The 13,952-nt window shown below is 73.4% G+C and carries 4 protein-coding genes; all 4 read right to left on the bottom strand.

Annotated elements, in window-relative coordinates; translation table 11 throughout:
* Positions 1-424: 424 nt before the first annotated feature.
* The 4 genes from C4U44_RS07550 to C4U44_RS07535 all read right to left on the bottom strand — a co-directional run bounded on the left by C4U44_RS07550 (position 425) and on the right by C4U44_RS07535 (position 13,936).
* Positions 425-4,435: a sugar-binding domain-containing protein gene (locus tag C4U44_RS07550; RefSeq protein ID WP_160144998.1), complete on the bottom strand. Its 4,011-nt coding sequence runs from the start codon at positions 4,433-4,435 to the stop codon at positions 425-427.
* Positions 4,436-4,597: 162 nt separating this feature from the next.
* A complete protein-coding gene (locus C4U44_RS07545; RefSeq protein WP_103884874.1) occupies positions 4,598-8,251 on the bottom strand; it encodes a glycoside hydrolase family 3 C-terminal domain-containing protein in 3,654 nt (1,217 codons plus the stop codon).
* A 211-nt stretch (positions 8,252-8,462) separates the two neighbouring features.
* Positions 8,463-10,769, bottom strand: a complete 2,307-nt coding sequence (locus C4U44_RS07540) for an ROK family protein (protein ID WP_103884873.1) — start codon at positions 10,767-10,769, stop codon at positions 8,463-8,465.
* An 80-nt stretch (positions 10,770-10,849) separates the two neighbouring features.
* The gene (locus tag C4U44_RS07535) at positions 10,850-13,936 is read right to left on the bottom strand and encodes an alpha-mannosidase (protein ID WP_103884872.1); all 3,087 of its coding nucleotides are present in this window, start codon (positions 13,934-13,936) and stop codon (positions 10,850-10,852) included.
* Positions 13,937-13,952: the final 16 nt, after the last annotated feature.

Genomic DNA, 13,952 nt, shown 5'->3' with positions numbered 1-13,952 from the left:
CTCCTCACCCGGTGCCGGTGCGGGCAGCGGGCTGTCGGGGGTTCGGACCGTGCGGGAGGTGCGGGACCTGCGGGAGGTGCGGAGGTGCGCACGTGCGGCTCGCGGGCACCGGAACGGGACGGCAACCGGCCTCGCCGGCAGGGGAGTTCGGTTGCTCCCCGGTCTGACGCCCCGCCATTCATCCGATGTCCGCACCTTTATAGGCCCGCCCACGGGGCGTGTAAAGACGTTGCGCACGAGATCGCCGTAAATACCTCCGATGACTCGCGGAAGGTGGTGCCATAACGCCGGAAGCCGGCCGAACGGGCCCCCACGCCCGTCCGACCGGCTCGATGGAGCGGCGGCTCAGCAGATCACTGGATCAGTACCTCAACGGATCAGCACCTCATCCGCGCACCGCCGCACCGCTCCCGACCCGTGCCGCTCACTGCGCCGCCGTGTACACGTAGATCTCGTGCACCGACATGTACAGGCCGCCCGCCTTGGTGTTGACGACCTTGAAGTACCGGGCGTCCACCGGGTCGAAGCCGAGCGTCATGACGCCACCCGTGGTGTACGGCGAGGTGTCGGCGAGGCTGAGCACCGTGGTCCAGGTGGAGTTGTCGGTGGAGACCAGCAGATCGGCGGCGCTGGGGACGTCGCCGCTCGACGCGGACGCGTCCCACACGATCTTGTCGATCCGGTGCGACGCGCCCAGGTCGAGGCCGAAGTACATCCCCGGCTGGCGCAGCGTGTCGGTACTCCACCGGGTGCTGGGGTTCCGGTCGAAGGCATTGGCCGGATTGCCGGTGGCCGGGTTGGTGAACCCCTTCCAGCCGTCGGTGGGCAGTTCGCCCGAGCCGGCGCCCGCGGCGAAGGCCGCCCCGACGTTCGCGGCCAGCAGCGCGGCCAGCCCGACCTGGGTGGGCAGCGCGCTCTTGTTCGGCCACAGCAACTGGTCGACGATCACCGATCCCTTCCCCGTGGCCACCCGCAGCAGCGCGCTGCCCGCGGTGAAGCCGAGCGCGCTGTGCGCCGCCTTCCCGTACTTGGTCTGCTCGTTGCCCGCGCTGAACAGGCTCCAGGCGACCGCCCGGGTGTCCACCGCGCTGGTGCCGCCCTTGGCCTGCACGGTGTACGCCACCAGCGCGGCGCCGGCGCCCGGCCAGTCCAGGTCGGCGTTGCTGACCCCGGTGGTCAGCGCCGAGTCGCCGGTGGCCACGGCGCCGTGGGCGTGGTCGGCGTCCACGGCGGTGAGCTTGGCGCCGGACGGCAGGAACGGAGCCAGCGACGCCCAGGTGTCCGGGGTGGCGCCGTTGATCCACAGGGTGCCGCCGGCGGCGGTCCAGGCGGTCACGTCGGAGGCGGCGGCCTTGAGCGAGGCCAGCGCCGCGTCGTTGCCGGCCGAGGCGTCCACCAGCAGGATGTCCAGGTTCGCGAGCGCGTCCGCGTCGACCGTGCCGAGCACGGTCAGGTCGGCCGCCGCGGCCTTGAGCGTCACCGCGGCCGCGCTCGTGCCGTCCGCGGCGAGCACACCGAACCGGCCGGTGGCCGCGGCCGGTCGGGCCACGTACCCCAGCAGGTTGCGCAGCAGCGCCGCCGCGACCGGCTCGGCGGACTGCGCGGCCACCACCGGGTACTGGCACATCACGTAGCGGCCCTTGCCGTACCGCGCCTCCGCGAGGGCGGTCGCGGCCAGCGCGGGTCCGGCGTCGGCGAGCGAGAGGAGGCTGCCGAAGCGGGGCTTGAGCAGGACGGTGGAGGTCACCGTCTCGTCGGCGGTCTGCCACCAGCGCAGGTCGTCGGCGCCGATGCCGGCCAGCACCGGGTGGTGCGGCGCGGCGACGTGGGTGACGGTCTGCTTGCTGCCGGTGGTGAACTGCGGCCACGGCAGGATCTGCGGGAACGCGGTCTGCGCCAGCACCAGCACCTGGCCGCCGGCCGCGGCGAACGCGGCGACCGCGGTGCCGTCGTCGCCGGTCGCGGCCGGGTCGGCGCCCTCGGCGACCACCAGCACCTCGCCGGAGGCGGGGTCGGGCAGCGCACCGAAGCCGGTCAGGGTCCTCGTGGTGATCCCGAGCGCGGTCAGTGCCGCGGTGGTGGCGGCGCCTGACGTCCCTTCCAGCACCGCGGCCTTGAGCGGTGCGCCGAGCTTCGCGGCCGGTACCGGGTACAGGGTCAGCGCGATCTCGTCGCTGAACCTCCCGTCGCCGGTGACGCTGATCCGCAGGGTGGCGGGAGTGGCCTTCGAGACCTTCGGCAGGGCCAGTTTCGCGGTCACGGAGCCGCGGCCGGTGGCGGCCACGGTGGTCTTCGCCGAGCCCTTGCGGGTGGGGATGCCGGGTCCGCTCAGCGACCAGGCCACCGTCAACCTGGCGCTGTCCGCGGTGTCGTTGCAGATCATCAGGTCCTTCGACAGGGTGCTGCCGCCGAAGTAGTGGGTGCGGTAGTCCATCGCGAGCGCGGCGACCGGCTGGAAGACCCGCACCACCGCGTCGTGGATCGGGTTGGGCCGGAAGTCGGGCAGCCCGCGCTGGAAGCCGGGGTTGAGGGTGGCCGCGAACGGCCCGACCCGCTTCAGCCGCGGCCCGGACCCGCTCGGGTCCGCCGCCGGCACCGACGTGCCGTCGAAGGGCAGCGGGCGCATGCCGTACCAGACCGTGTTCCAGGGGGAGATCGCGGTGATCCCGGCGTACCGGAAGCCCTCGATCTGGGCACGCAGGGTGAGCGCGTGCGCGGACCACAGGCCGTCCAGGTCGGCGTACGCCGCCGGGCCGCCGATCGCGCTGACGTCGGACGGGTTGGCGTAGTACATCGAGCTGAACTCGCTGATCAGGAACGGCTTCTTGCGGTCCCACTCGTCGCCGCGGGACTGGCCGGGGGCCAGCGCACGGGCGCTCTCGGGGATCGCGGTGTTGCCGGTGGTGATCTCCAGCGGGTAGTGGGTGCTGCGCAGGTCGCCCGCACTCTGCGGGTCGCCGTCTCCCTCGAAGTAGACCGGGCGGCTGGTGTCCTCGGCGAGCACCGGCGGCTTGAGCGCGGCGACCTGCGGCACCCAGCTCTGGCCGAAGGCGGCCAGCATCTCGTTCTCCGCACTCCAGGCGATGATCGAGGGGTGGTTGCGGTCGCGGACCACGCGGTCCTTCAGGTGGGTCGCGCAGTTGGCCCAGAAGTCGTCGGCGTTCATGGCGTAGTTGCCGGAGGAGCCGTAGATGCCGGACTCGCCGACGATCATCATGCCGAGTTCGTCGGCGACGTCGTAGTAGACCGGCGGGTACGGCATGGCGTGCAGCCGCATGTAGTTGACGCCGGCGTCCTTGGCCATGCCCATCCACATCTCGGCGTAGGCACGGCTGTTCTGGACGGAGCCCATGTAGTGCCAGGAGTCGCCGCGCAGCAGCTGCGGTTCGCCGTTGAGCAGCAGCGCCGGGCCGTCGACGGTGACCTCGCGGAAGCCGAAGCGGTGCGTGGTGGAGTCGAGCACCGGGCCGTTCGCGGAGCCGCGGACGTCGACCCGCAGCTCGTACAGGTGCGGGTCGGCCGGGGACCACAGCCGCGGCTTGCTCCAGGCCGTGCTCTCCTCGACGGTGGTGGTGCCGCCGGCCGGGACGGTCACCTGGCGGCTGAGCCGCAGGACCTGGCGGGCGCCGTCCCACACCGTGTGGTCGACCCGGACGGTGGTGTCGGCCGCGCCGTCGTTGCGCAGTTCGGTGGTGGCGGTGAGCTTCCCGTCGGTGACGGAGGTGACGATCGCGGTGTCGGCGGTGGAGACCGGGTTGCGGGCCAGCAGCCACACGTCCTGCCAGATCCCGGCCGCCTCCTGGCCCCACCAGGAGCCCGCGGGGTGGTGGAACCCGTCGGACTGGTGGGCGGCCGCGCCGGGCGAACGCACCAGCAGGTGCACGGTGTTGGTGCCGCCGAAGGCGACGTGGTCCGTGACGTCGGCCTCGAAGGGCAGCAGGCCGTCGAGGTGGTGGGCGACCTGGACGCCGTTGAACCACACGGTGGCCTCGAAGTTGACCGCCTCGAAGCGCAGCACGATCCGCTGCCCCTTCGCCTTGGCCGGCACCGCGACGGTCCGCCGGTACCAGGCGGTGTCCACGTCGTTCCAGTCCGCGGGTGTCCCGAACAGGTCGTACGCGTTCCAGGAGGTGGCGAACGGCCCGGTGTTCATGTTCCATTCGGCCGGCACCGGGATGCCGGCCCAGCCGGAGTCCGGCGGCGGGTAGGCGGCGCCGGCCGCGGCGGGCAGGAAGTCCCAGGTGCCGTTGAGCGACTGGAGCACCTGGGCGCCGCCGGTGGCGGGCGCGGCGAACCGGCCGTCGCCGGGCGCGGCCGCCTGGGCGGCGCCGAGCCGCTGCAGGCCGAGGGCGGCGGCGGTCGCGGCACCGAGGGTGAGCATCTGGCGGCGGGTCGGCACCAGGGCTGAACCGGGCTTCTCGTGCTGGTTGGTCATGGTTCCTTCCATGGGGGTCCATGGGCGTGCGCGGGTGTGTGGGCATGCGGGGAGAACGGGCCGGCCCGGGGAGCGGATGCACGCGGGGGGCCGGGCGGGCCCGGGAGGAGGGGCGCGGGTGGGAGCCGGCCACCGGTGGTGGCCGGCTCCCACCCGGCGGGATCAGCCGCCGATGGCGATGCTGAACAGGTGCATGGCCAGCTGGCTGTTGGTCGCCGTCTGGCTCACGTTGGGCAGGGTGATGGCCTGCACGGTCTTGCCGGGTTGCAGGTTCACCGTGGCCGCGTAGAGGTGCACGGTCTGGTTCTGCGGTCCGCCGGCGTTGTTGATGTAGGGCGTCGTCGCCGCGATGTCACTGCCCTGCGAGGCACTGCTGCCCCACCAGTCGGCCAGTGCCAGCGCGTACGTCTGGGTGGTGCCGTCGGTGTAGAGGATGGTGCCGCTGCCCGAGGAGGCGCCGAAGTCGCTGGTGCCGACGAAGCCCAGCTTGCCGCCGGTCCCGGTCAGCTCGACCGCCTGCCCGCCGGCGATGGTGTTGTCCGGCTTGCCGGTGCCCGCGGTCGCGGGGAAGGCGAAGGACACCCCGTCGTGCGTGGTGCTCTGCCCCGCCGTCCAGCCGGCCGCCGCGAGTGCCTGGGCGGAGTAGCTGGCCCCGCCGCCGTCGAGGCTGCCGGTGCCGGGTGCGGAGTCGTCGCTGATGCCGGAGTTGTTGTAGGCGTCGGTCAGCGAGGCGTACGGCACGGTGACCGGCGCCTGCGCGGTGTGGTCGCCGCCGGGTGTGCTGACCGTCGCGTCCAGGGTGAAGGACGCCGGGTCGGCGCCCGTCGGGATGGCGACCGACCAGGTGGTGACGGCCTTCTGTCCGGCGCCGACCTGGTCGAAGGTGGACGGCGTGGTCGCGGTGGCGGTCCAGCCGTCGGGCACCTGCAGCCCGACCGAGATGCCACTGACCGCGGCGGCGCTGCCGTTGGTGTACGTGGTGGTCGCGGTGAGCGTGGAGCCGGCCTTCGCGATCGGCACCGCGCCGAGCGTCAGCGAGTTGCGCACCACGATCGGTGCGGAGCCGGTGACCCCGCCGACCGTCGCCGAGAGGGTGGCGACCCCGTCCGCGACCGCGTGCACGGTCCCGTTCCTGTCGACCGTGGCGACCTTCGGGTTGCTGCTCTTGTAGGTGGGCCGGTGGGTGCTCAGGTCCACGAACGACTGGTCGTTGTCGACCGCCTCGACGACGTTGTCCGCGGTGATGGACGTGTCGCGCTGCTCCTTGGAGTGGTCGGTGTCGTCCTTGATCCACTGGTTCTTGCCGGCGAGGCTGAAGGTGTCGCCCGCGTTGAGGACGACGTTCTCCGGCTGGACGGTGACGGTCTGCACCTTCGGGGTGAGCCGCCCGCTGATGCGGACGGTCGCGGTGCCCGCGGGGTGCGCGGAGTCCGAGGAGACCTGGAACTGGTAGGGGCCGTTGTACACGGTCTGCCGGGAGGCGGCGGCGTCCCAGCTCGACAGGTCCGCGGCCTTGACGGTGATCGTCAGGTGCTGGGTCTGGCCGGGCTTGAGGACGCCGGTCTTCGCGAAGCCGGCGAGCCGCTTCTTCGGCAGCTGGACGCCCTTGACCGTGAACGGCGTGGCCGCGTAGAGCTGCGCGACGGTCGCGCCGGCGACCTTGCCGGTGTTCTTGACGTCGACGCCGATCTTCACCGAGCCGTCCGCGGTGATCTGCGTGTGGTCGGCGGTGACGTGCGAGTAGGAGAAGGAGCTGTAGCTCAGGCCGTACCCGAAGGGGTAGGTCGGGGTGCCGGTGAAGTACTGGTAGGTGCGGCCGAGCCCGTCGGTCTCTCCGGGGGTCAGTCCGTAGTCGGACTTGTCCGGGAGCTGCGAGTCGTCCTTGTACCAGGTGAAGTTGAGGTGCCCGGACGGGTTCTGCCTGCCGAACAGGACATCGGCGAGCGCGGTGCCCTGGGACTGGCCGTTGTAGCCGCTGAAGACGATCGAGGAGACCCCCGAGTCCGCCGCCTGCCGGGACTGGATGTCCACCGGCCCGTCGGACTGGACGACCAGGGCCACCTTCTTGTTGCCGAGCGCGGTGGTCTGGTCGATCAGCGAGTCGTAGTTGCCGGGCATGTCGAGGTTGGCGCGGTCCTTGCCCTCGTCGGCGTTGGCCTGCGAGGTGCCGACGAAGACCACGACCAGGTCGGCGGACTGGATGTCGGCCTTGGTCTGGTCGCTGAGGGTCGCGGCGGAGGTGGCCGTCGAGGAGGTACCGGCGGCGTCGAAGACCACGTCGGCGTCCGGGTTGGCGGCCTTCACCTCGTCGGTGATGCCCTGCACCGGGCTGGTGGTGTGGTCCGGCGCGCCCGAGTACAGGCCGAGCGAGGTGGTGTTGGCCATGTCGCCGAGGATGACGATCTTCTTCGTCGTCGACGGGTCGACCGGCAGCAGCGCGCCGGTGCCGGTGGCGGGCGCGGAGTTCTTCAGCAGCACCAGCGCGTTGTCGGCGACCTTGGTGGCCAGCGCCTGGTGGGCCGGGCTCTCGATCTGGTCCTTGGTGATCGAGGTGTACTTCACGCTGCCGGCCGGATCGAACTCGCCGGTCTCCATACGGATGGTGAAGACCTTCACCAGCGCGGTGTCGATGACGCCCTCGCTGAGCGCGCCGGCCTCGATGGCCTGCTCGATGTTGGCGGTGGTGGCCTCGTCGCCGGTGCAGTTCAGGTCGGTGCCGGCCCGCAGCGAGTACGCCTGGCCGCCGGCCTGGCCGGACATGGTCTTCCCGGTCGCGGTCTGGGTCCAGGTGGGGTTGTTCGGGTCGTGGTCGGTGGTCCAGCCGGGCGGCGCCCAGTCGTGGCCGCCGGGGAACTGGCGCCAGTTGGTGCCGACCGCACCGCAGTCGGAGGTGATGTAGCCGCCGAACCCGTAGGTGCGCTGGGCGAGTTCGTTGGTGGTGTAGGTGTCCGACGTCGAGGGGGTGCCGTTGATCGCGTTGTACGACGTCATCAGGCCCGACACGTGCGCGTCCTCGATCAGGTCGCGGAACTGCGCGGTGTAGTAGTCGCGCAGGTCGGTGTCGTTGACGTCGGAACTGATGCCGGTGCGGTTGTCCTCGACGTTGTTCAGCGCGTAGTGCTTCGCGGTGGCGGCCACCTTGAGGTAGCCGGTCTGCGAGGTGCCGTCGGGGTTGTTGCCCTCGTAGCCGTCGATGAACTGCCCGGCCATCTGCCCGACGAAGTACGGGTCCTCGCCGAACGCCTCGTCGGTGCGGCCCCAGCGCGGGTCCCGGTCGAGGTTGACCGTCGGCGCCCAGTAGGTCAGGGAGCCGTAGTCGTCGGCGGACGGGCCGAGGTTGTTCTGGCCGGTGCCGAAGAGCGACTTGTCGAGGAAGCCGCGGGCCTCGTCGGAGATCGCGGTGCTCTCCTGGTACATCAGGCTCTTGTCCCAGGACATGGACGAGGCGAAGTTGGTGGGGAAACTGGTGGAGTGGACGCCGCCCTGCACCCCGCCGTTGTTCTGGTCCGCGCCGAGGCTGTTGACGCCGTGCTGCCCCTCGCTCCAGTACGTGTACTGCTGCACCCCCAGCCGCGGGATCGCAGGTCCGCTGTTCGTGCTGAGCTGCTGCACCTTCTCCTGGAGTGTCATCCTCGACACCAGGTCGGCGGCTCGCTCCTGGAAGGAGTAGTGCGTGTCCAGGTAGATCGGCGTGCTCGCGGCCGCGTGCGGGGCCTGTGCCACGGCGGTCCCGCCGTAGGTGGCACTCAGTCCCACCGCGCACGCCATCGCGCACACTGCGGCCAGGCTCGCGCGCCGACGCCTTCGCTTGTCCATCCTGCCTCCGTCGTCCGGGGAGTGTCTTCAAGCGCGATCAAGCGGAACACCCGGTCCCACTCGGACTCGTGGGGCTGCCTTTGGTGCAAGTCCGAAGAAAGTCCGGGCCATGCGTTCCCAAGGCGGCAGTTTGTGGTCAGGTTTGACCTTGAGTCAAGAGTTCTGACAGGACTACGCCGCACCGTTTTGACTGATGATGACAAAACCCCGGTCAGGCGCGAGCACGGGTGCGCAACCGCGGGGTGAACGTGGCATGGAAGATCGTGGACGCCGCCCCCACGGCGGCGGCCTCGGCACTGAGCACGGACGGCTCGACCTCGACCCGCCGCAGCCGGCGCGCGGTCGGGAAGTCGTTGACCACCCGGTGGATCTCGTCGAGGTAGAAGCCCGCCGTGTCCTCGGTGAAGAAGGGACCGCCCAGCACGATCAGGTCGATGTCGAGCAGGTCGACCAGGCCCAGCGCGCCGCGGCCGACCGCACCGGCGACCTCCCGCAGCGCGGCGGCCGCGAACGCGTCGCCGGCCGCGGCGGCCCGGCCCACCTCGCGGTACGCGGCGGTGCTCCCGGCGGCCGCGCCCGACCCGGGGAAGCCGTTGCGGGCGGCGAACTCCGGCACGGAGGCGGGCGGGTTGCACTCGGGCACCATCTCGGGCCGCCCGTCGGGACCGGTGCGGCCGAGCGAGATCGCGCACAGCTGGCCGAACTCCCCGGCGTTGGCGCTCACTCCGCGGTAGAGGTCGCCGTTGAGGTAGAGGCCGGAGCCGACGCCGGTGCCCAGGTACAGGTAGGCGAAGTCGCGCGCCCTGCGGTCGCGGCCGATCCAGCGCTCCCCCGCCGCCGCGGCCAGCGAGTCCTTCTCGATGATCACCGGGCACGGGAAGTGGTCCTTGAGCAGGTACAGCAGCGGGATGTCGTTCCACGCCGACATCAGCGGCGGGCCGAGCACCGTGCCGGAGGCGATGTCGACCGGGCCCGGCACGGCGACGCCGATGCCCAGGAAGCCGTCCTCCGGCACCGAGCCCTGCGCCTTCTCCAGCGCCTCCCGCCCCAACGCCACGACCTGCGCGACGAACTCGGCCGGGTCGGTGTCCGCGCCCACCGGCCGGGTGCAGGTGCAGACGATCGCCCCGTCGAGGTCGATCACCACGGCGGTCAGCACCTCGGGGTCGATGTGCAGGCCGAGTGCGTGCGCGGCGCTGCCGCACAGCCGCACCGGGGTACGCGGCTTGCCCGAAGTGGCCCGGCGCTGCGCGTCCTCCACGAGGATGCCGCGGTCGATCAGCGAGCGGGCGATCCTGGAGACGGACTGCTGGGTCAGGCCGGTGCGGTGGGCGATCTCGCCGCGGGTGATGGTGCCCGACAGCCGCACCGACTCGATCACCACGCACTCGTTGAACGAGCCCAGGTCGATCTGGTTCACCCCGCTGGAGGCGATCGGCTCCGCCGGAACGGACGTCCCCGAAGTCCCCGCCGGGTTGGCGGGGTTCGCCGTGCCCGCCGCCGGATTCGCCGCCGGGTTCGCCGAATTCGACGGGTGCGACGGGTGCGACGGGTTCGCCGTGACGGGCGGGGCCGGGACGCTGCTGCGCAGGTGGCCGGCGACGTTCTCGCGCAGCCACCGCACGGGTGCCGCGCCACGGCCCAGCGCCGCGACCAGGTCGAGGTAGACCCGGCGCGAGGACTCGGGGTGGCTGGTGCTGTCCAGCGCGGCCATGGCCCGCAGGAAGCTGCGCCAGGAGGCGTTGGCGGGGAGCCGGTGCGCGGTCACACCGCCCGGCACGGGGCCGGCCGGCGCCGCTTCGACGAGCCCGCCGTCCCACAGCGTCACGGCGTGCAGCGCGATGTCGGGGTGGTGCGCGGTGGCTTCGGCCAGGTAGCGCGCGAGTTCCGGGTCCGGGCCGGCGGCCGGACCGTCCTCCGGGGGCGCGACCGGCCCGCCGGGGCGCAGCGCGTCCATCGCCCCGGCCAGCCCGGACAGCACGTCCTCCCCGAGCACCGTGGCCACGGCGGCCGGCGGCGGCGTGTCCGGGCGGGTGCCGGCGAGCAGGACCGCGCGGCGCTCGTCGACGTAGACGCCCATCACCCAGACGTCCGCGCCGGGCAGCGGCGGGCGGGTGGGCACCCGGGCGCCCCGGGTCACGTCGCCGCCGAGCGCCCAGCGGCGGCGGATCGAGGCCACCGTGGCGTGGGACAGGCCGAGTTCGCGGGCGATCGCGCGGCTCGCGCCGGAGCCGCCGGGGGCCAGCAGGGCCCGGGCGACGACCTCCGCCTCGTCGACGGTGGCGGGCCGGCCGGTGCGCGGGCGCTGTTCGAGCCCGGCGAGACCGGCGCTCTGCCAGCGGTGCCGCCAGGTGCCCACGGTCTGCCGGGACACCCCGAGCCGCCGGGCGATCTCCGCGTCCCGCAGCCCCTGCGTGGCGAGCAGCACGACCCGTGCCCGCACCGCGAGGGGGCCGCCCCCGCCGGCCCACTCCCGCAACACGTCCACCGGTCCGGGTTCCTGTACGACCTCAGCCACGCCGCACCCCCGCGGCGGGTCGGGGCCGGACGTCGCGCGGTCCGCGGCGGGCGGGCGCGGGCGCGGGGGGCAGGGCTGTCTCAGGCACGGTGCCGGTCCTTGGGCGTGATGCGGAGGGTGAGGATCTGGAAAGGACGCAGGGTGAGCGGGGCCGAGGGGGGATGGGTGGCGAGGGGGACTTCGAGCAGGTCGGCCTCGCGCACGGCGCCGACCGGGAAGTCCGCGGTCAGGGTGGTGCGGGCGCGGCCGCCGCGGGACTCGTAGAGGCGGACCACGACGTCCCCGCTGCGGTCGTCGGCGAGCTTGACCGTCTCGACGATCACGCCGGGATGGTCGACGGCGACCAGGGGCGGTGCGGCGGCGCCGGGCCCCGGGCGCAGCGGCAGGTTGAGCGCGTACCCCTCGGTGATCGCGTCCTCGATGCCGGCGCCGGGCCGCAGGGTGTGCCGGAAGTGCTGCGGGCCGCGGTCGGCGTGCGGGTCGGGGCTGTGCGGGGCGCGCAGCAGGGTGTGGCGCACGACCGTGGTGGTGCCGCCGTCCGGGCGGGTGCGGCGGGTGGTGTCGTAGCCGTAGGACGCGTCGGAGGCGAGGGCGACGCCCCAGCCGTGCTCGCCGACGTGCAGCCAGCGCAGTGCCGCGGCCTCCCGGCCGGCCGCGCCGGCGCCGACGTTGTCGTGGGTGGGCCTGGTGACGTGCCCGAACTGGGTCTCGGCGCTGGTGTGTTCGGCATGCACGTCCAGCGGCCAGGCGGACTTGAGCAGGGTGTCCTGCTCGCGCCAGTCGACCTCGGTGTCGACGGTGAGGGAGCGGCTGCCGGCGCCGAGGGTGAGGTGCTGGACGACGGTGGAGCGGCCGGTGCCGCGGACCACCCGGACGGTGGCCAGCAGCGGTCCGGCGTCGCGCAGTTCCACCACGTCGGCACGGTCGAGGTCGCGCCGGGTGCCCGGGGCCAGCCGCAGCGCGCTGCGGTCGGCCGGCTCGTCGCGGTGGAGTTGGAGCAGGTTGCCGGCCTCGCCGGGCGCGATGGCCTCGCGGCCGGTGCGCGACTCGACGGCGGAGCGGACCAGCCCGGCGGCGTCGACCACGACCCGCAGCAGCCCGTTGTCCAGCACGTGCCCGCCGTCGGCGCGGGTCTCCACGGTGACGGGCGGCAGGTCGCCGAGCGGGAGGCCGGCCCGGCCGGCGCCGAGGGCGGGCGCCTGCGCGAGGACGGCGGTGCCGCCGCCGGCCAGTTGCTGACCGCCCGGAAGCGGCCGGGCGTCCGCGTCGAGCACGACGACCTCGCGGCGCGCGCGGGGCGCGGCGTTGAGCACGCCGGTGCCGTCCGGTTCGGCGTCGGGGTCGGCGGTCGCCCGCCGGATCAGCCGCTCCAGCCGCCGGTGCACGTCGCGATGGGTCTGCTCGGCCTCCTCGTGCACCCAGGCGATGGAGGTGCCGGGCAGGATGTCGTGCGCCTGCTGGAGCAGCACCTGCCGCCACAGCCGGTCCAACTCGGCGTAGGGGTACGGGATGTCGTGGCGCACCGCGGCGGTCGCCGACCACAGTTCGGCTTCGTGCAGCAGGGCCTCGCTGCGGCGGTTGCCGCGCTTGGTGCGGGCCTGGCTGGTGTAGGAGCCGCGGTGGGCGGCGAGATCGAGGGTGCCGCGCCAGACCGGGGCGTGCGGGTACTCCTGCTCCGCGTCGCGGAAGAACGCCGACGGGGTACGTGGCACGACGCGGGGGGCGCCTTCGAGGTCGGCGAAGCGGCGGGCGTGCTCCAGCACGGTCCGGTCGGGCCCGGCGTCGCCGCGGCCGACGGGCAGCAGCGAGGTGGTGGCGGCGCCGAGGTCGGCGAAGGAGGCGACGGCGCCGGTGAGTTCGGACCCGGTCAGGGTGGTGCCCTCGGCGCCGCCGGGCACCAGGTGGGTGAACAGGCGGGTGCCGTCGATCCCCTCCCAGCGGAAGGTGTGCCGGGCCGGGGCGCCCGGCCGGTCCGGCCCGGGGCGGGGGGCGAGCAGCCAGCGGGCCCCGGCCAGCGCGGCGAGCTGCGGGAAGGCGGCGGAGGCGCCCGAGGCGTCGGGCAGCCAGACCCCGTCGCTGTCCAGGCCGAGCTCGTCGCGGAAGAAGCGGCGGCCGTGCACGAACTGGCGGGCCAGCGCCTCGCCACCGGGCAGTTCGGCGTCGGCCTCGACCCACATGCCCCCGACGGGCGCCCAGTTGCCGTCGGCGACGGCCTTGCGGATCCGCTCGAAGACGTGCGGGTGGTGCTCCTTCATCCAGGCGTAGTGCTGGGCGGAGGACGCCGCGACGACCAGGCCGGGGTACTCCTCGGTGAGCGCGGCCATGGTGCTGAAGGTGCGGGCGCACTTGCGCACGGTCTCGCGCACCGGCCACAACCGGGCGGAGTCGATGTGCGCGTGGCCCACCGCCGCGAAGGTGTGCGCGGACTCGTGCGCGTGCCGGCCCAGCACCGGGCCGAGCAGCGTCCGGGCGCGCCCCGCGGTGCGGGCGACGGCCCGCGGGTCGACGGCGTCGACGGCGGCCTCGAGGGCGGCGAGGATCTCGTAGGTGCGCGGCAAGGCGTCGGGCAGCGCCCGCATCAGCCCGTGCAACGCCTCGATGTCGTGCAGGAGTTGCCAGACGTCCTCGTCGCGGATCGCGATGTCGGCGCGCCGCAGCCGGTACAGCGGGGTGTCGCCGGCGGTCGCCGGGTCGCCGTAGCGGCTGCCGGCACCGCTGCCGCTGTCGATCAGCGGGTTGGCGGCCGCCTCGACCAGCAGCCGCACCGGTTCGCCGCCGGCCGCGCGGAACGCCACCGGCACGGCGCGCAGATGGGGGTGCAGGCCCTGCAGCGGGATGCCCCGCTCGTCGTGGACGAGCCCTTCGGCGCTGCCGCCGTCGGGGTCGGAGCCGAGGTCGATCAGGGCCTCGACCCGGCGGCCCGCCCAGCGTTCGGGCACCGTGGCGTGCACCCGGAACCAGGTGGTGGCCCAGGGCCGCCCCCAGGGCTCGCCCACCGCGAACGGGGTGTACTCGGCGCGCAGTGCGACGTCCGCCGGAACCGGCTCGCCCGGGATGTGCCAGGCGCCGATGTCCATGGGCAGCCGCTGCGGATACAGCGCTGGGCGCAGCTTCTCGGAGAGGAAGGCGGCTATCCGCTCCTCGCCCGAGGCGATCCGGTCATGCATGGGCAGCCTTCCTGTC

The organism is Actinacidiphila yanglinensis, assembly GCF_900107965.1.
In the GTDB taxonomy this organism is placed as follows: Bacteria; Actinomycetota; Actinomycetes; order Streptomycetales; family Streptomycetaceae; genus Actinacidiphila; species Actinacidiphila yanglinensis.
Note: the sequence above shows the minus strand (reverse complement) of the source record. Positions and strands in the feature narration are given on the sequence as shown.